The 17,390-nt window shown below is 58.3% G+C and carries 17 protein-coding genes; 5 read left to right on the top strand and 12 right to left on the bottom strand.

The features are described 5' to 3' along the window. Positions 1–48 precede the first annotated feature (48 nt). The 9 genes from rfbC to AC1DU9_RS20010 all read right to left on the bottom strand — a co-directional run bounded on the left by rfbC (position 49) and on the right by AC1DU9_RS20010 (position 8,112). Positions 49–594: a dTDP-4-dehydrorhamnose 3,5-epimerase gene (gene rfbC, locus AC1DU9_RS20050; RefSeq protein WP_223462047.1), complete on the bottom strand. Its 546-nt coding sequence runs from the start codon at positions 592–594 to the stop codon at positions 49–51. Further along, the gene (gene rfbA / locus AC1DU9_RS20045; RefSeq protein ID WP_223462045.1) at positions 594–1,478 is read right to left on the bottom strand and encodes a glucose-1-phosphate thymidylyltransferase RfbA; all 885 of its coding nucleotides are present in this window, start codon (positions 1,476–1,478) and stop codon (positions 594–596) included. The genes rfbC and rfbA overlap by 1 nt, the downstream gene beginning before the upstream one ends. A gap of 2 nt (positions 1,479–1,480) precedes the next feature. Continuing rightward, positions 1,481–2,377, bottom strand: coding sequence for a dTDP-4-dehydrorhamnose reductase (gene rfbD, locus AC1DU9_RS20040; RefSeq protein WP_223462043.1), 897 nt, complete (start codon positions 2,375–2,377; stop codon positions 1,481–1,483). Next, a complete protein-coding gene (gene rfbB / locus AC1DU9_RS20035) occupies positions 2,374–3,444 on the bottom strand; it encodes a dTDP-glucose 4,6-dehydratase (protein ID WP_223462040.1) in 1,071 nt (356 codons plus the stop codon). Before rfbB ends, rfbD begins: the two co-directional genes overlap by 4 nt. A gap of 4 nt (positions 3,445–3,448) precedes the next feature. Next, positions 3,449–4,432 (bottom strand): glycosyltransferase family 2 protein, encoded by a 984-nt coding sequence (locus AC1DU9_RS20030; protein ID WP_223462038.1) that lies wholly within the window; start codon positions 4,430–4,432, stop codon positions 3,449–3,451. A gap of 509 nt (positions 4,433–4,941) precedes the next feature. Further along, positions 4,942–5,880, bottom strand: a complete 939-nt coding sequence (locus AC1DU9_RS20025; RefSeq protein ID WP_223462036.1) for an aspartyl/asparaginyl beta-hydroxylase domain-containing protein — start codon at positions 5,878–5,880, stop codon at positions 4,942–4,944. 265 nt (positions 5,881–6,145) lie between these two features. Then, positions 6,146–7,120, bottom strand: a complete 975-nt coding sequence (gene cysK / locus AC1DU9_RS20020; protein ID WP_223462034.1) for a cysteine synthase A — start codon at positions 7,118–7,120, stop codon at positions 6,146–6,148. 273 nt (positions 7,121–7,393) lie between these two features. Next, the gene (locus tag AC1DU9_RS20015) at positions 7,394–7,894 is read right to left on the bottom strand and encodes a DUF2442 domain-containing protein (protein WP_477810678.1); all 501 of its coding nucleotides are present in this window, start codon (positions 7,892–7,894) and stop codon (positions 7,394–7,396) included. Beyond that, positions 7,882–8,112, bottom strand: coding sequence for a DUF4160 domain-containing protein (locus tag AC1DU9_RS20010; protein ID WP_223462147.1), 231 nt, complete (start codon positions 8,110–8,112; stop codon positions 7,882–7,884). Before AC1DU9_RS20010 ends, AC1DU9_RS20015 begins: the two co-directional genes overlap by 13 nt. Positions 8,113–8,317: 205 nt before the next feature. Between AC1DU9_RS20010 and AC1DU9_RS20005 the strand changes: the two genes are divergently transcribed. Both AC1DU9_RS20005 and AC1DU9_RS20000 read left to right on the top strand, forming a co-directional pair. Next, on the top strand, positions 8,318–9,163 hold the full coding sequence (locus AC1DU9_RS20005) for an AAA family ATPase (protein ID WP_007984829.1): 846 nt from the start codon (positions 8,318–8,320) through the stop codon (positions 9,161–9,163). A gap of 12 nt (positions 9,164–9,175) precedes the next feature. Beyond that, positions 9,176–10,354, top strand: coding sequence for a vWA domain-containing protein (locus tag AC1DU9_RS20000; protein WP_223462030.1), 1,179 nt, complete (start codon positions 9,176–9,178; stop codon positions 10,352–10,354). Positions 10,355–10,472: 118 nt separating this feature from the next. Here AC1DU9_RS20000 and AC1DU9_RS19995 read toward each other — a convergent pair whose 3' ends face one another. Genes AC1DU9_RS19995 through AC1DU9_RS19985 form a run of 3 tightly spaced genes read right to left on the bottom strand, consistent with a single transcriptional unit; the run spans position 10,473 to position 12,849 of the window. Continuing rightward, the gene (locus AC1DU9_RS19995) at positions 10,473–11,399 is read right to left on the bottom strand and encodes a 5-oxoprolinase subunit C family protein (RefSeq protein ID WP_223462028.1); all 927 of its coding nucleotides are present in this window, start codon (positions 11,397–11,399) and stop codon (positions 10,473–10,475) included. Beyond that, positions 11,396–12,100 carry a 5-oxoprolinase subunit PxpB gene (gene pxpB / locus AC1DU9_RS19990; RefSeq protein WP_223462026.1) on the bottom strand — a complete coding sequence of 235 codons (705 nt, stop codon included), beginning with the start codon at positions 12,098–12,100 and terminating at the stop codon, positions 11,396–11,398. The genes AC1DU9_RS19995 and pxpB overlap by 4 nt, the downstream gene beginning before the upstream one ends. Next, entirely contained in the window at positions 12,097–12,849 is a 753-nt protein-coding gene (locus tag AC1DU9_RS19985) for a 5-oxoprolinase subunit PxpA (protein WP_477810677.1), read from the bottom strand. The genes pxpB and AC1DU9_RS19985 overlap by 4 nt, the downstream gene beginning before the upstream one ends. Positions 12,850–13,223: 374 nt before the next feature. Here AC1DU9_RS19985 and AC1DU9_RS19980 point away from each other — a divergent pair, with 374 nt between their 5' ends. The 3 genes from AC1DU9_RS19980 to AC1DU9_RS19970 all read left to right on the top strand — a co-directional run bounded on the left by AC1DU9_RS19980 (position 13,224) and on the right by AC1DU9_RS19970 (position 17,389). Next, on the top strand, positions 13,224–14,153 hold the full coding sequence (locus AC1DU9_RS19980; RefSeq protein ID WP_223462022.1) for a LysR family transcriptional regulator: 930 nt from the start codon (positions 13,224–13,226) through the stop codon (positions 14,151–14,153). Between the two features lie 112 nt (positions 14,154–14,265). After that, on the top strand, positions 14,266–16,188 hold the full coding sequence (locus AC1DU9_RS19975; protein WP_223462020.1) for an IucA/IucC family protein: 1,923 nt from the start codon (positions 14,266–14,268) through the stop codon (positions 16,186–16,188). Continuing rightward, entirely contained in the window at positions 16,178–17,389 is a 1,212-nt protein-coding gene (locus tag AC1DU9_RS19970; protein WP_223462018.1) for an MFS transporter, read from the top strand. The genes AC1DU9_RS19975 and AC1DU9_RS19970 overlap by 11 nt, the downstream gene beginning before the upstream one ends. The last annotated feature ends 1 nt before the right edge of the window (position 17,390 follow it).

Below are 17,390 nucleotides of genomic sequence, written 5' to 3'. Positions count from 1 at the left end.
GCCAGAGACTTTTCACAAGTTCTTTTGGAGAAATAGGGTGCGCTTGCATCAGTCAAATACCTCTGCGACATTCAGTAACGATCCCTGCTGATCTTTTACCGACAGCGCCAATTCTCCTTCACACGGCCATTCAATCCCTACGGTGGGGTCGTTCCAGGCAATGCAACGTTCATGTACGGGCGCATAGTAATCCGTTGCCTTGTATAGAACTTCAGCAGCGTCAGAAAGCACGACAAAACCGTGAGCAAATCCCTCAGGAATCCATAACTGTCGTTTATTCTCAGCGGATAGAATCTCACCTACCCAATGCCCGAATGTCGGTGACGACTTGCGCACATCTACCGCGACATCGAAGACTTCACCGGTCACTACACGCAACAACTTTCCCTGCGCTTGTTGAACCTGATAATGCAATCCACGCAATACGTTCTTTACCGAACGGGAGTGATTGTCCTGAACGAATTTAACTTCTTTTCCAATGGCCTCAGAAAACTGCGCCTCATTGAAACTTTCGAAGAAAAAACCACGCTCATCGCCAAAAACCTTGGGCTCAAACAGTACGACGTCGGGTATCGCCAGTGGTATAGCTTTCATCAGTAAATCGTCTCGTGCAGGAGGCGTTTCAGGTATTGGCCATAGCCGTTTTTCATCAATGGGTCAGCGAGCGCTTCGAGTTGCTCGGGGTTGATCCACTTCTGCCGGAAGGCGATCTCTTCGGGGCAGGCAACTTTAAGGCCCTGACGGTGTTCCAGTGTGGCGATGAAATGGCTCGCTTCCAGCAAGGAGTCGTGAGTACCAGTGTCCAGCCAGGCGTAACCGCGACCCATGATTTCTACCGACAGGTTGCCCTGCTCCAGGTAGACACGGTTGAGGTCGGTGATTTCCAGCTCGCCACGTGGTGACGGTTTGATGTTTTTTGCGATCTCGACAACCTGGTTGTCGTAGAAATACAGACCGGTGACCGCGTAGTTCGATTTAGGTTTGAGAGGTTTCTCTTCCAGGCTGATGGCCTTGCCTTGAGCATCGAACTCGACAACCCCATAGCGCTCTGGATCATTGACGTGGTAGGCAAAAACGCTGGCACCGTCCTGGCGCACCATGGCACTCGCCAGCAGCTCATTGAAATGATGGCCGTGGTAGATGTTGTCGCCCAGCACCAAGGCCGCCGGATCATTACCGATGAAGTCTTCACCAATAATGAAAGCCTGCGCCAAGCCATCCGGCGATGCCTGCACTGCATAGGAAATGTTCAAGCCCCAACGAGCGCCATCACCCAGCAGTTGCTCGAAACGCGGGGTATCTTGAGGAGTGGAAATGATCAGGATGTCGCGGATACCCGCCAGCATCAGGGTGCTCAGCGGGTAGTAGATCATCGGTTTGTCGTATACCGGCAGCAACTGTTTGGAGATCGCCAATGTTGCAGGGTGCAGTCGAGTTCCCGAGCCGCCGGCCAGGATGATTCCTTTACGATTAAACATATTCATTTCTCTAGAATTTCTGTAAGCATCCGTGCCACGCCGACTTTCCATTGAGGCAAGTTCAACGCAAAGGCCTTTTGCAGTTTTTGAGTGTTCAAACGGGAATTGTTTGGACGTTGTGCTGGCGTCGGGTAAGCCTCTGTGCCGATTGCTCCAACCATGGCCGGCGACACCTTGAGGTTTTCACCTGCCAACTCGGCTCGCTCAAGCACGAAACGAGCATAGCGACACCAGGTGGTTTCACCAGAGGCTGCGAGATGGTAGAGCCCACCCAGTTCCGGGGTTGCGATGGTGCTACGGATAGCATGGGCAGTGACATCGGCCAACAATTCCGCCCCGGTTGGCGCACCGAACTGATCGTCGATGACATTCAAGCTGTCGCGCTCACGGGCCAAGCGCAGCATGGTCTTGGCGAAGTTGTTCCCTCGCGCGGCGTACACCCAACTGGTACGGAAAATCAGATGCGAGCAGCCGCTGGCCTGAATCGCCTGTTCGCCCGCCAGCTTGCTGGAGCCATAGACACTCARCGGTGCGACCGGATCACTTTCCTGCCATGGGGTATCACCGTCGCCGGCGAATACATAGTCCGTGGAGTAATGCACCAGCAAGGCATTCAGAGCCAACGCTTCCCGGGCCAGTACTGCTGGCGCTTCGGCATTCACCCGATGCGCCTGCTGCGATTCGCTTTCAGCCTTGTCGACAGCGGTGTACGCCGCGGCATTGACAATAACGTCAGGCGCAAAGCGCTGTACGGTGGCAGCGAGCCCCGCAAGGTCATTCAAATCGCCACAGTAATCCGGGCTGCGAGAGTCCAGTGCGAGCAACTCGCCCAGCGGGGCAAGGCTGCGTTGCAGTTCCCACCCGACCTGACCGTTTTTACCGAGCAATAGAATTTTCATGCAGTACGCCCGGCGTAGTTTTTCTCTACCCACTGAAGGTAAGCACCCGACTGGATATTGCTGACCCAGTCCTGGTTATCCAGGTACCACTGCACGGTTTTGCGGATACCGGTTTCGAAGGTCTCTGCCGGTTTCCAGCCCAGTTCGCGCTCGAGCTTGCGAGCGTCGATGGCATAACGGCGGTCATGCCCGGGACGATCGGTCACGTAGGTGATTTGAGCGTTGTAAGGCTGGCCGTCGCCGCGTGGACGCATCTCGTCGAGCAAGGCGCAGACCGTGTGCACGATGTCCAGATTTGGTTTTTCGTTCCAGCCGCCCACGTTGTAGACCTCTCCCACGGTGCCGGCTTCCAGCACGCGACGAATGGCGCTGCAGTGGTCTTTGACATACAGCCAGTCACGAATCTGCTGACCATCACCGTAGACAGGCAGTGCCTTGCCGGCCAGTGCGTTGACGATCATCAGCGGAATGAGTTTTTCCGGGAAGTGATACGGACCGTAGTTGTTCGAGCAGTTGGTCGTCAGTACTGGCAGACCATAAGTGTGATGATACGCGCGAACCAGGTGATCACTGGCGGCCTTGCTGGCCGAGTAAGGGCTGTTCGGTTCGTACTGATGACTTTCGCTGAATGCGGCTTCATCTTTGGCCAGCGAGCCATAGACTTCGTCGGTAGACACGTGCAGGAAGCGAAACGATTGCTGCGCATCGGCCGCCAGACCCTTCCAGTAAGCGCGCACGGCTTCCAGCAAGCGGAAAGTACCGACGATGTTGGTCTCGATGAAGTCTTCCGGGCCATGAATGGAGCGATCAACGTGCGACTCGGCCGCGAAGTTCAGAATCGCGCGAGGTTGATGCTCTTCCAGCAAGCGAGCGACCAAGTCGCCATCACCGATATCGCCACGCACAAAAACATGCTGTTCATTACCCGCCAGGCTGCTGAGGTTGTCCAGATTGCCTGCATAGGTCAGCTTGTCCAGATTGACCACGGTCTCATCGGATTGAGCCAGCCAGTCCAATACGAAGTTCGCGCCGATGAAGCCTGCACCGCCAGTTACTAAGATAGTCATTGATTCAGATCTTTTTCAGTAAAGTTGCGAGGATCAACCCCAGGTTTCCAAAAACGGTCTGTCGATACAAACCGGCTCGTTTAAACCCGAGAATCCTTGAAAAAAGTGGTTGCTCGCGCGCTGCCTTGAATTGGTCGAGCTTCACCAGATGCTCCTGGGTCAACCGATGGCGCATGGTTCCAAGAGCCTTGATGTTCAAGGTATTCCACTCATAAAAAAGTCCCCCAAACGCCATGCGCAAGCGTTTGATACGCGCCCACCAGTTGGAGTTGGTTCCGACGACATTTTCATCGTGCTGACGGTACAGTACCGTTGGTACAGGATCGTAGTGGACAGCCCCACCGACCCCGGAAATCAACTGATACGCCCACCAGTCATGAGAAGGCACATTCAGTTTGTCACCTGCTTCTTGCAGCAACGCGCGCGTGGCGTGGTTAAACACCATGGTGTTGCCGCCCCCGATATTTTGCACGAGCGCATTGGAAAAATGCGGCGCAAGAGCAAACTTGGGTGAGAAGCCAAAAGGTAAACCTGTCTCACTAATCAGCTCGGTGCGACCGCAGTAAAGGGCCGGCACATTCTCCGGGATAGACTTCAGCCAGGCTATCGCTTTCTCGAGCTTTTCATGCTTCCAGATATCGTCCTGATCAGCCCACGCATAGTAGTCAGCGTGAATGTCTGCCCGACAAGTGAGCGAAAGGAAATTTGCGACGAAACCTCGGCCAGGCCCATCGAAAACCTGGAGACGCCCCGCCTCCCATTGGGTAGTTGTGGCTTGAAGGATGTCCAGCGTCCGGTCTTGGGAGCCATCGTCCGAGACATAGACAGTCCAGTCACGATGAGACTGCTGCTGAAATGACTCCAGCTGCTCGGCTAAAAACGATTCTCCATTGTAGGAACACATCAGTATTGCGACTTTTTCAGTACGGCAATCACTCAATGTGGTACTGGCGCAAGAATGAAGAGCGCTGGACTCAGAGATACCCACAAAATTTCCTTCCCTGTATATGACAGGTGCAATACCAATTAGTACTTCTTCAATAAAATCAACACGATAAGGATTCGAGTCGTTTTCAGCGCTTGTTAATCAGGCCGTGTACGAGGAGTCAGCGCAGCACAACCGAATTCCCACGCAATGTCCCAAGCAACGCTGTCACCTGGCCATGAACGGCATTTTMGCATGAGATCTTGAGTACGACCTGCTTGGCTTTCAGCCTGATTCAGGTGAAGTTTCGAACATCTCGAATACAAACACCATGTAAAAAACTCCAATTCCAGGGGGCGAAGGCGGGGGCTGACAAAGTGATCGAAAGCCTAAATGACAGGAAAAACCAAGGGCACAGTCCAGGCTGAGGCGGGCTCTGTGTAAATCATCCATGGCTTGACGTTATTTTCGGTCAGGAATCGTACTACAAACCTGCGAGAAAGTTCCCGCAAATCAAAAAAAAGATCGCCAGTTGACGATCCTTTTTCCTGACCCGCAGGACAGCTTCAACTTCAGCCAAACAACCAATAGGCCAACAATCCCGATACCGCTACCGCCAATATCGGCCGCAATACGCGATACGCCTTGGGATTACGGCGTTTCCACTGTTTGACCACACCGCTGAATTTATCGCTGGAGTTCTTGCTCCAGGCGTAAGCCTTGTTGATCCCGCCCACACGCTCGTCATCGAGGTTTTGCGGCGCAGTTGCACGGCCCAGCCATGCGCTGATACTGCGATTGATGCGGGTCATTAAGCGATTGCTCAGCGGACGTTCGATGTCGCAGAACAGGATGACGCGGGTCTTTTCCGTTTCATTCTTGACCCAGTGCACGTAGGTTTCGTCGAACATCACGTCTTCCCCATCGCGCCAGGCGTAAACCTGACCGTCGACAAAGATGCGGCAATCGTCGGAGTTCGGTGTCGACAGCCCCAGGTGATAACGCAGGGAGCCGGCAAACGGATCGCGATGCGGGTTGAGGTGGCTGCCACCCGGCAGCAGCGCAAACATGGCGCCCTTGACGTTGGGAATGCTGCTGACCAGTTCCACGGTTCTCGGACACAAGGTTTCGGCAGAAGGCAGCGGTTTGTCATACCACTTGAGGTAGAAACGCTTCCAGCCCTTCTTGAAGAACGAACCAAAACCGGCGTCGTTGTTCTTTGCCGCCGCACGGATATAGCCCTCGTCGAACAAGTGCATCGCTTCGTCGCGAATCACCTCCCAGTTGTCCCTGAGCACATCCAGTTCCGGGAACTTGCTGCGATCCAGATACGGTTTCGAAGGCACGCCGGAAAACAGGTACATCAAGGCGTTATAGGGTGCGAACAGTGCCGAATGGTTAACGAACTGGCGCAACACCGGCAGACGCGCCTTGCCGCGTAAATGCACATAGAGGGTGCTGCCGAGAAACAGCAGCAACAACGAGGCCTTCGCGGCAAACGATAAGGTCATCAACAACTCCTTTGAAGATAAACGACACTGCGCCAAGTCCATTGCCCGACATGGCTGCCAGCATGATAAACACTACCGACCCGGTGAAAAACCTGCACTTTTTAACATTCAATGTTAATGAATATGCAACAAAGCATTTCTTAACATAAGGCGCCTGAACGCTGGCTGATGCAAATCCATCATCAACCGGACCCGATCAATAGATCGCAGCCAGCGATAGCGCTTCAATCATCACCGCCAGCCACGATCCGCGAATGTTTAGCGTTTACTGCTGATTCTCCTGCTCGGTAAACAGATCACTGAACAGCATGCTCGACAGATAACGCTCACCGGAATCCGGCAGGATCACGACAATGGTCTTGCCCTGCATTTCCGGGGTCTCCGCCAGCCGAACGGCCACTGCCATGGCAGCGCCGCTAGAGATCCCGCACAAAATTCCTTCTTCCTGCATCAAGCGCAAGGCCATGGCCTTGGACTCTTCGTCACTGACCAGTTCCACCCGATCGACGATCGACAAATCGAGGTTCTTCGGCACAAAACCGGCACCGATGCCCTGGATCTTGTGCGGGCTCGGCTTGATTTCCTCACCGGCCAGGGCCTGGGTGATCACCGGTGACACCGCCGGTTCCACCGCCACCGAGAGTATCGGCTTGCCCTGGGTATTCTTGATATATCGTGAAACTCCGGTGATGGTTCCACCGGTTCCGACGCCTGCCACCAGCACATCGACCGCGCCGTCGGTATCGTTCCAGATTTCCGGACCCGTGGTTTTTTCGTGGATGGCCGGGTTGGCCGGGTTGTCGAATTGCGCTGGCATGAAGTACTTCGACGGGTCGCCGGCAACAATTTCACCGGCTTTCTCGATGGCCCCCTTCATGCCTTTGGCCGGCTCGGTCAACACCAGTTCGGCACCCAGTGCCTTGAGCACCTTGCGGCGTTCGATGCTCATGGACGACGGCATGGTCAACATCAGCTTGTAGCCACGGGCGGCGGCCACGAAGGCCAGGCCGATGCCGGTATTGCCGGAGGTGGGTTCGACGATGGTCATGCCCGGCTTGAGTTTGCCGCTGCCCTCGGCATCCCAGATCATGTTCGCGCCGATCCGGCACTTGACCGAGTAGCCGGGGTTGCGCCCTTCGATCTTGGCCAGGATGGTCACACCACGCGGCGCAATGCGATTGATCTGCACCAGCGGCGTGTTGCCGATGGAGTGGGCGTTGTCAACGAAAATGCGGCTCATGGCTGGGTCCTTAACGACAGCATTGAAATAGGGCATCAAGGTAAGCCTCTTGCCCGCAGGCGTCCAGTCGGGGCGTACGTCCACGTATTACTGCAGTCAATGGCTTTGGATCGTCAGAGATTTGCCACCATGATACGTCGATACAGTTGGCCCCAGCGGCCCCTCATCGGCCTGATTGTGCTGCTGATAACACTACACATCGCCTTGCCCTGTCTGGTGCGCAACTACCAGGCATTCAATGCCCGCTACGAGCCCCCCCAAGCCGCAAGCCGGTCAAGTTTTACGAGTGACGGTGTAGCGGCCTGTTTCTTCGGCCGCCCGTGGAGCGTTCGCTTGCAACTGCAAGTAGTCCCAGCCCAGGCAGGCCAATGCCAAAGACCGGGGCACCGTTTCCCGGCCACGGCTGTAACGACTGATGCTGCGGGTGCTGACCCCCAACGCCTCGGCGGCCTGTGTGAGTGACAGCCCGGTGCGAGCACGCCAATCGATGAAGATCCGGGTATTTTCGTCGGAGGCATTTTGTGCGATCGCATCCAGGTACAACGTGTCTGCACCAATCTGGATGTCTTGCTCAGACCATTCGACGCACCAGCCATCATCACTCAGAGCCGCACCATCGAAAGYGCGTCCCTGCAATGGTTGCAAGCCTGGAAAGGCCAGCAAATCCCGGCTCAGGTCGACAGTCAGTTGCTGGCCGTCAATAAAGGTCAACGCCAGGCAGTACTCCGGTAGTGCCTGTACGGCCAGCAGTCGTGGTCGTTTCATGGGTAACATCGTTTCCAGTCCTCGAGCAGTTGCGCCTGATGGGCCCTGACCCAATCCAGTGCTTCCCTGATGATCAGGGGCGGAGCCCTGCCTGCCATCACCTCGACGGTTTCCAAGCTGAGCATGACGTCCAGGCCGCCACCGGTCAGGTGGACATGAGGCGGCGGATGATCCTTCTCGCGCAATTGAATGCGGTATGTGTCGCGAAATCGGTATTTAGTAGACATGCCCGGCAAGCTATCGCCAAAATGGCGATAGCTCAATACTGGCCACGCGCCGAGACTGAGTCAAGATGTGACGCTCCATTCAGAGACTGAATAAGCCGTCTGCGTTCACAGTCGACCGGGCACCGCGTTATAGTCGGGGCTGACCATTTTATTGCGCCCCCGCCCTGCCTCGTTCAGGTCGGCGTTACCGTTCGAGGATTAGCAGATGAAGTTCGAAGGCACCCAGGCCTACGTCGCCACCGATGACCTGAAGCTGGCGGTCAACGCCGCCATCACCCTGGAGCGGCCGTTGCTGGTCAAGGGCGAACCGGGCACCGGCAAGACCATGCTCGCCGAGCAACTGGCCGAATCCTTTGGCGCCAAGCTGATCACCTGGCACATCAAATCCACCACCAAGGCTCACCAGGGCCTCTATGAGTACGACGCGGTCAGCCGCCTGCGCGATTCGCAGTTGGGCACGGAAAAGGTCCACGACGTTCGCAACTATCTGAAAAAGGGCAAGCTCTGGGAGGCCTTCGAATCCGAAGAGCGGGTGATCCTGCTGATCGACGAGATCGACAAGGCCGACATCGAATTCCCCAACGACCTGCTGCAAGAACTCGACAAGATGGAGTTCTACGTTTACGAGATCGACGAGACCATCAAGGCCAAGAAGCGCCCGATCATCATCATTACCTCCAACAACGAAAAAGAGCTGCCGGATGCGTTCCTGCGTCGCTGCTTCTTCCACTACATCGCCTTCCCCGACCGCGTGACAATGCAGCGGATCGTCGACGTGCACTACCCGGACATCAAGAAAGACCTGGTCAGTGAAGCGCTGGACGTGTTCTTCGACGTGCGCAAGGTGCCGGGCCTGAAGAAGAAGCCTTCGACCTCCGAGCTGGTGGACTGGCTGAAGCTGCTGATGGCCGACAACATCGGCGAAGCGGTGCTGCGCGAGCGCGATCCGACCAAGGCCATCCCGCCGCTGGCTGGCGCGCTGGTGAAAAACGAACAGGACGTGCAATTGCTGGAACGTCTGGCGTTCATGAGCCGTCGCGGCACCCGCTAAGAGGCTGATGCCATGCTGCTCAACCTGTTCAATGAAATGCGCGCAGCCAAGGTGCCGGTCTCGGTGCGTGAACTGCTGGACCTGATCAACGCGCTGAAACAGCGCGTGACCTTCGCCGACATGGACGAGTTCTATTACCTGTCCAGGGCGATCCTGGTGAAGGATGAAAAGCATTTCGACAAGTTCGACCGGGCGTTCAGTGCCTACTTCAATGGACTGGAAAAGCTCGACGATCATCTTCAGGCACTGATCCCCGAAGACTGGCTGCGCAAGGAATTCGAGCGTTCACTGACCGATGAAGAGCGGGCGGCGATCCAGTCCCTCGGCGGCCTCGACAAGCTGATCGAAGAGTTCAAGAAACGCCTCGAGGAACAGAAGGAACGCCACGCCGGTGGCAACAAGTGGATCGGCACCGGTGGCACCAGCCCATTCGGCTCCGGCGGTTTCAATCCGGAAGGCATTCGGGTCGGCGATGCCGGCAAGCGCCAGGGCAAGGCAGCCAAGGTCTGGGACCAGCGCGAGTACAAGAACCTCGACGATTCCGTCGAGCTGGGCACGCGCAACATCAAGGTTGCCTTGCGGCGCTTGCGCAAGTTTGCCCGTCAGGGCGCGGCGGAAGAGCTGGACATCGATGGCACCATCGACCACACCGCCAAGGATGCCGGCCTGCTGAATATCCAGATGCGGCCGGAGCGGCGTAACACCGTCAAGCTGTTGCTGCTGTTCGACATCGGCGGCTCGATGGACGCCCACGTGAAGATTTGCGAGGAATTGTTCTCGGCCTGCAAGACCGAGTTCAAGCATCTGGAGTATTTCTACTTCCACAACTTCATTTATGAATCGGTGTGGAAGAACAACATGCGCCGCACCTCCGAGCGCACCTCGACCATGGACCTGCTGCACAAGTACGGCGCCGACTACAAAGTGATCTTCATCGGCGACGCCGCCATGGCACCCTACGAAATCACCCAGCCGGGCGGCAGCGTCGAGCACTGGAACGAAGAAGCCGGTTACGTGTGGATGCAGCGTTTCAAGGAGAAGTACAAGAAGCTCATCTGGATCAACCCGTATCCTAAAGACACTTGGGGCTATACCTCTTCGACCAATATCGTGCGGGATTTGATCGAGGATCAGATGTATCCGTTGACGTTGCGGGGGTTGGAGGAAGGGATGCGGTTTCTTTCCAAGTAATCTTTGTTGTCTGGTCTGACGCCATCGCGAGCAAGCTCGCTCCCACATTGGTTTGGTGCTGTTCACAAATTTTGTGAACGACTCTTACCCTGTGGGAGCGAGCTTGCTCGCGATGCTTTTAGCTGTTCAAAAAACGCTGCAAATACTCGACATGCTCACGATGGGCGACATCCTGCACCACCGGCCGCAACCGCACCCGCGCCCCCGGCAAACACTGCGCCAATCGCGCCAGCGCCAGTGGCGTCAACGCCCCCAGCCGCGGATAACCGCCAATGGTCTGCCGATCATTGAGCAACACGATCGGCTGCCCGTCCGGCGGCACCTGGACAGCCCCCAACGGAATACCTTCGGAAATCATCGGTTTACCCTGGTACTGCAGCGCCGTACCCAACAGGCGAATCCCCATTCGGTCGGCTCGGCTGTCGAGGCTCCACACGCTGTTGAATGCATCGAACAGGCTCTGCCCGCTGAACTCACCGATCTGTGCACCGAGGACCAGGTCTAACGGAGCATCAAGGTTCAAGTCCGGCCGCTGGTCTGCGGTCATTTCGCGCAGCAACATCACCGAGTTGCCCGAATAGCTCAATGACGCGCCCTTACCCAGCGCATGGCCCATACCGTCCAGGCCGCCGAGTTCCTCACGAACCACCGTCGCGCTGCTGCCCAGCACTTTCGGTGCATCAAACCCACCCGGCGCCGCCAGATAGGCCCGGGCGCCGAGCAATGGCCGGGTAAACTGCAAACGCTGCCCCTCGTGCAGCCTGAAACTGCGCCACGGCGCCAGCGCCTCGCCGTCCACCTGCGCGCCAAGATCCGCTCCGGCCAAGGCCAGCACGCATTCCTCCTCCGCCACGACGGTAAACCCGCCGAGGGTGATTTCGATCACCGGCGCATCCAGTCCGTTGCCCAACAGCCAATTGGCCCAGGACATCGAACGCCAATCGGCCGCTCCACCCTGGGTCACGCCCAGATGCCGCACGCCGAAACGACCAGCGTCCTGCAACAGGCACAGCGGCGTACTCGCTTCAATCGTCAGACGGCTCATGCCTGGGCCTCCAGTGGCGTGTCGTCACCGCCCAGGTTAATGAACTCGGCATGGCCGATCGCTTCGAACCGCACAGTGTCACCGGGCTGCATCAGGCTGTAGCCGTCACGGTTGCGATCGAACAATTTGGCCGGCGTGCGGCCAATCAGGTTCCAGCCGCCCGGCGACACCACCGGGTAAGCCGCCGTCTGCCGTTCGGCGATGCCGACACTGCCGGCCGCGACTTTCTTGCGTGGCGTGTTCAGACGCGGTGCGGCAAGTACCTCTTCCACCAGTCCCATGAAGGCGAAGCCCGGTGCAAAGCCCAGGGCGAACACCTGATATTCACGCTCGCTGTGACGACGGATCACCTCCTCCACCGCCATCCCGCTGCGCTGCGACAACAGGTTCAGCTCCGGTCCGACGCTCAAGTCGTACCACACCGGCAACACATGACATTTACCGCGGGCATGAGCGTTAGGCGACAGATCGATCAGCGCCTGGGCGATTAACTCCCGGGCCTGGGCGGGACTCAGCGCGGTCAAGTCGTAATGCACCATCAAGGTGGTGTAGGACGGCACCAGATCGATCAAATGCTCACCGAATGCCGCCCGCAGACTTTCACTGGCCGCCAGCATCCACGGCATGTTGGTTTCGGCAATTTCATCGAACAGGCGCACCATCAGGCAATCCAGCGCCACCACTTCCACCCGCAGTTTCATGACGCGCTCTGCCGGTTCAAGGCTTCACGGATGCGTTGCACGGCAGCGACCGAACTGGCGTTGTCGCCGTGTACGCACAGGGTATTGGCCCGCAAATGCAGGGCGCTGCCGTCACTGGCAGTCAGGTTTTCACCACGAGCAATGGTCAGCGCTTGCTCGATAATTGTTTGCGGGTCGTGATGCACCGCTCCCGGCAGTTGTCGCGACACCAGCCTGCCGGCACTGTCGTAGGCACGGTCGGCGAAGGCCTCGAACCACAGCGTCACGCCGTATTCATCACCCAGTTGTTGGGCGGCGCTGTTGTCGCGGGTTGCCATCAACATCAGCGGCAGGTTGCGGTCATAGGACGCCACCGCTTGCAGCACGGCGCGCAACTGCGCCGGGTTGGCCATCATGTCGTTGTACATCGCGCCATGGGGTTTGACGTAACTGACCCGACCACCCTGGGCCCGGCAGATGCCGTCGAGGGCGCCGATCTGGTAATGCAGAATGTCTTGAAGCTCCTGGGTGGCATACGCCATCGAACGGCGGCCGAATCCCACCAGATCCTGATAGGCCGGATGCGCGCCAACTTGCACACCGTGGCTGAGGGCCAGGCTGACGGTCTTGCGCATGACGCTCGGATCGCCGGCGTGAAAACCGCAGGCGATGTTGGCGCAATCGATAAAGGGCATGATTTCTGCGTCCAGACCCATGGTCCAGTTGCCGAAACTCTCGCCGATGTCACAGTTCAATAGCAGGCGGCTCACGCTGAACACTCCTGTAGGCTTTATTCTTTTTAGCTGCGGGACATATCTGTAAGACAAGCCCGCAGGTTATCAGTTACCGGGCGTCGAGTTGCTTGCCACGGGTTTCTGGCAGGCTCAGGGCCGCGAGGATCACGTGCGGCGTTCCTGCTGATTGATGTTGCGATACCAGTCGAAAGGTCCCGGACGGGCCGAGGCTTTCGGGATGGCGGGGGTGTCGGGCGCACTCATGGCAAATCTCCGCGCTGATTTTATTGGTATTGTTCTGAGCCCCGACGACGCCTATCGTGGGAACCGGATGCGTCGATTCTTGGACGCGCGCCCCTGCTGCGTCCAACTAATAAAAACCCGCCTTAGACATAAGAAATCTTTATCCCATGAACCTGAAGTTTCTCGAGACCTTCGTCTGGGTCGCCCGACTCAAGAGTTTCCGCCTGACCGCTGACAAGCTCTTCACTACTCAGGCCTCGATTTCCAGCCGCATCGCAGTGCTTGAAGGCGAGCTTGGGGTAAAGCTGTTTCTGCGGGATTCGCGCGGCGTGAGCCTGACGCCGGAGGGCCTTAAAGTGCTCGATTACGCCGAGCAAATGATGGACACCATGCAGGCACTCAAGCAGTCGATCGAAACCCGCTCGAGCAAGGCCGGACGGGTGCGCATCGGCGTGATGGACACGGTGATCCACACCTGGCTCAGCCCGTTGGTGGCGCAGATGACTGATCACTACCCACTGGTGGAAATCGAGCTGGTGGCCGATACCTCGCTCAACCTCTGCGATCAGCTGCAAAAAGGCTTTCTCGACGTGATCCTGCAAACCGACCTGCTGCGCCAGGAAAGCGTGCGCAGCCTGGAACTGGCCAGCCACCCCATGGGCTGGATTGTGGCCAGCAATTCCCTGTACAACCGTGAGTATTCAGGCGTCGCCGATCTGGCGAAAGAGCGGATCATTACCTACTCGAAAAACTCCCACCCGCATCAGGAAGTGCTCGCCCTGATGCAGGCCAATGGCGTGATGACGCCACGGTTGAACTGCGTGAACTCGGTGTCGGCGATTACCCGGCTGCTGCGCGACGGTTTTGGCGTTGGCGCGTTGCCGCCGGTGCTGGTGGCCGAGGAACTGGCGCGTAGTGAATTGACCTTGCTGGACATCGATCAGCGACCACCCGACTTGCAGGTGGTGGTGTCGTGGCGGGTGGGCGTTGAGTGGGTCGAGGAGATTGTGGCGTTGTGTCAGCAGGTGTTGGAGGAGTATGCGCGGAAGGTGGGAGAGCGCTACATGGTCTTGAGCAAACCCCTCGTCGGTCTCTGAAAAGGAGTTCCTCATACTACAAGTAGGAACTACTATCATTTGCATTATTATTTGGAAAATGTATTCTCTGCGCGCATTCAGCTAAACCACTGTCCAGAAGGAGTCGGACTCGATGCGCGCTTACACGCAAAAACAGCAGCAATTGCTCTCAAACTGGAGCGAAGCCCTCGGCACTCCGGCCTTCCAGTCCCACCGCATCACCCTCGACCATTTGAGCAATGCCCTGGAGCCCGCCGCCCAGCGCTGCTTCCAACGCCTGATCCAGGCGCTGTTTCGCGAAGGTCTGATCAACCCCGACGCCTGCGAATACGACGACGACAGTCGTTGCTGGCTGCCGCTTGGCGACGGTGCGAAGCTTTGCTTCGATCACCTGTCGGGCGGAAGAATGAACAGCTGGGACGTTCGCGGCAGCATCGTCCTGCACACCCCCGACAGCCTGCCCCACAAAATCCAGCTGCCCAGCGAACTGCTCGCTCACCTCAGCACTCAGCTCAACCCGCCCGCCTCCCCGCAGGTACTGGAACGTCTGGCCCGCGAACTGGACGATAGCTACAGCAACGACACCCTGTGCCTGGCGTTCCACCATGGATGGACCGAGCGCCTGAGAGAGCAGATCGACACCGAGCACGACGACAATCTGCTCGCCTGGCTCAAAGCCAGCCCCAACCACCAGAACCCGACGTCACTGCTCGAACAGTGGGGCACGCTCGGCCACCCCTGGCATCCGAACTACAAGACCAAACTGGGCTTGAGCGCTGCACAGGTCATCGCTTTCTCGCCGGAATTCGAAGCGAGTTTTCCAATTGTGCTGTGCGCCCTGCACCGTCAGTACGCCCACGTCGAGTCACTGGCCGGCACCGCCGATTACCGGGACTGGTGGCAGGGCCACTTCCCGCAGGCCGCCGAACAATTGCAGCGCCATTTGCAGCAACGGGGCCTGGAGGCAACGGACTACCTCCCGCTGCCGTCGCACCCATGGCAAGTCAATGAAGAACTGACCAATTCGTTCGCCGGCGAGATCGCCGACAACCTGCTGATCGTCACCGACATCGTTGCTTTCACCGGCCACCCGACCATGTCTTTCCGCACGGTCGTACCAGAGGCCAGCCGCGTTGCGCCGATGGTCAAACTGCCGGTGGCCTTGCGCCTGACCAGCGTGCAGCGCACCGTGTCGCCGCGCTCGGCCCGGATGGGACCGCGCATCAGCCAACTGATATTGCAGATTCTCGATCATGAACCGCGGATTCAGCGCCTGCTGAACATCGTGCCGGAGCGCATCGGCGTTCATTACGCGCCACAACCGGCCAATGACGAACGGTCCCGACATGCCGCCGTGCTATACCGCGACAACCCGCTGACCCTGCTGCAAGAAGGCGAGCTGGCCGTGCCGGTCGGCAGCCTGTTCGCCGTCAACGAATTCGAACAGCCGTTGCTGCGTGACTGGGTACAACTGGCTCAGGGTCGTGACGACAGCGCGGCCATGCTGGCGTTCTTCGATGATTACCTGTCGATTGCCGTCCCGAGCCTGCTGGGCATCTACCTGATGTATGGCGTGGCGTTCGAAGCGCACCAGCAAAACAGCTTCATGGTGATGGGCGCTGACGGGCAGTTGAATCGGTTGCTGCTGCGTGACTTCGGCGACATTCGCATCGATCGCAAAACCCTGCACGCCAAGGGTCTGGATATCCAGCTGCACGATCCGGAAATGACCCTGTACGACGACGCCGGTTTTGTCCGCGACAAGCTCCTGCACACCACGTTCATGTGCCATCTCGGTGAGTTGACGTTGCTCTGCGCCCGCCACTGGAATGTGCCGGAAAACAGCCTTTGGGAGCGTTTGGCCATGCACGTTGAACAGTGCTTCGAGAGCGTGCGCGAGCACGTCGAACCGGCACGCTGGGAAAGCGAGCGCCAGGCCCTGCTGGAACAGGATTGGCCGGCCAAATCGTTCATGCGCATGCGCTTGCACGACAGCCACGCCGACATCGTCGGACGCCTGAGTAATCCGCTGCGAACCAACGCCGATGCTCGCTGATGGTCGTGCGTTGCGACTGCTGATCGTCATCCAGTTTGTCTCCATGGGCGCCATGGAAATGAGCGGCCCGTTCTGGCCCTTGCAGATCCAGCATCTGCTTGGGCCAGAGGGCGCCGGCTACACCGCGCTGCTATCGGCGCTGGTGTATGCCGGCCCGATGCTGGCGGCCATGCTGCTGACGCCAGCGTGGGGACGGCTGGGTGATCGCACCGGGCACAAGCCGATGATCGTTCGGGCGTTGCTGGCACTTGCGCTGTGCCAGGGGCTGGCGGCGATTACCCTCGACCCGTGGCTGCTGGTGGGCATTCGCGTGATGCAAGGCGCATTGGCCGGGTTTATCGCCGCCGCGCAAGCCTATGCCCTGGCCTGCTGCGACAGCTCCCGGCGCGGTCACACCCTGGCCCGTCTGCAATCGGCGACCGCCGTCGGCTCGTTGATCGGCCCGGTACTGGGCGGCTGGCTGATGGACATCTCGGGGTTTGCCCTGCTCTGTTATGGCGCGACGGCGATTTGCCTGCTGTGTGCACTGGGGAGTTTTTTCCTGCCGGCCGACAAGGCGCGAACCTCGACGAAGAAACCGGTTGCGCCGGTGGCCCTGCCTAAAGGCTGGCTTGGTGGAATCCTGTTGGTAATCGTGTTGATTCAAGCCGCGAAGATGATGCCGCAGCCTTTCTACGCGCTGTACGTCGCCGACATTCTGCACGCGCCGGGCTGGCTGATCGGCGCTACTTACGCGGCGAGTGCAGCGACCCTGGCCATCTCCGCCCCGCTGTGGGGGCGTCTGTTCGACCACTGGCAGCCGGCTTACACCTTGCGCGTCATCGAAGGCGTTGCCTGGCTCTGCGCCCTGACGCTAGCGGCCACGGCACTGGCCAGCGAATGGCTGGGGTTTCTCGTCAGCCGGCTGGTCTGGGGCATCTGGCAAGGCGCACTGCTCCCCGTCGCCTATGCGCTGATCGCCAACACCGTGTCGTCAAGCCAACAGGGTTTTGCCCTCGGCCTGGGCAACAGCGCGGCCAAGGCTGGCGCTCTGCTTGGTGCCGTCCTCGGCGGGATCGGCATGGGGCTGGTCGGGCTGGCCCACAGTTTCTGGCTGGTGGCGTTGACCTACGCACTGGCCGCCATCGGGATCCGTTGGGTGCGCTCATTCACCTCCACGCCTGATCCCGCAATCTTGTCTACCCACACTTATCACGACTAAA

This window comes from Pseudomonas sp. P4_C1 (genome assembly GCF_056402155.1).
The sequence above is the reverse complement of the archived record's forward strand: the minus strand, read 5'-3'. Positions and strand labels throughout refer to the sequence as shown.

Coding starts and splice junctions, on each gene's coding strand:
- AC1DU9_RS19995 (WP_223462028.1), bottom strand. CDS start 11,399: ATGAGCCGTCTGACGATTGAAGCGAGTACGCCGCTGTGCCTGTTGCAG.
- rfbA (WP_223462045.1), bottom strand. CDS start 1,478: ATGTTTAATCGTAAAGGAATCATCCTGGCCGGCGGCTCGGGAACTCGA.
- cysK (WP_223462034.1), bottom strand. CDS start 7,120: ATGAGCCGCATTTTCGTTGACAACGCCCACTCCATCGGCAACACGCCG.
- rfbB (WP_223462040.1), bottom strand. CDS start 3,444: ATGACTATCTTAGTAACTGGCGGTGCAGGCTTCATCGGCGCGAACTTC.
- AC1DU9_RS20000 (WP_223462030.1), top strand. CDS start 9,176: ATGCTGCTCAACCTGTTCAATGAAATGCGCGCAGCCAAGGTGCCGGTC.
- AC1DU9_RS19970 (WP_223462018.1), top strand. CDS start 16,178: ATGCTCGCTGATGGTCGTGCGTTGCGACTGCTGATCGTCATCCAGTTT.
- AC1DU9_RS19980 (WP_223462022.1), top strand. CDS start 13,224: ATGAACCTGAAGTTTCTCGAGACCTTCGTCTGGGTCGCCCGACTCAAG.
- pxpB (WP_223462026.1), bottom strand. CDS start 12,100: ATGAAACTGCGGGTGGAAGTGGTGGCGCTGGATTGCCTGATGGTGCGC.
- AC1DU9_RS20010 (WP_223462147.1), bottom strand. CDS start 8,112: ATGTCTACTAAATACCGATTTCGCGACACATACCGCATTCAATTGCGC.
- rfbC (WP_223462047.1), bottom strand. CDS start 594: ATGAAAGCTATACCACTGGCGATACCCGACGTCGTACTGTTTGAGCCC.
- AC1DU9_RS20005 (WP_007984829.1), top strand. CDS start 8,318: ATGAAGTTCGAAGGCACCCAGGCCTACGTCGCCACCGATGACCTGAAG.
- AC1DU9_RS19975 (WP_223462020.1), top strand. CDS start 14,266: ATGCGCGCTTACACGCAAAAACAGCAGCAATTGCTCTCAAACTGGAGC.
- AC1DU9_RS20025 (WP_223462036.1), bottom strand. CDS start 5,880: ATGACCTTATCGTTTGCCGCGAAGGCCTCGTTGTTGCTGCTGTTTCTC.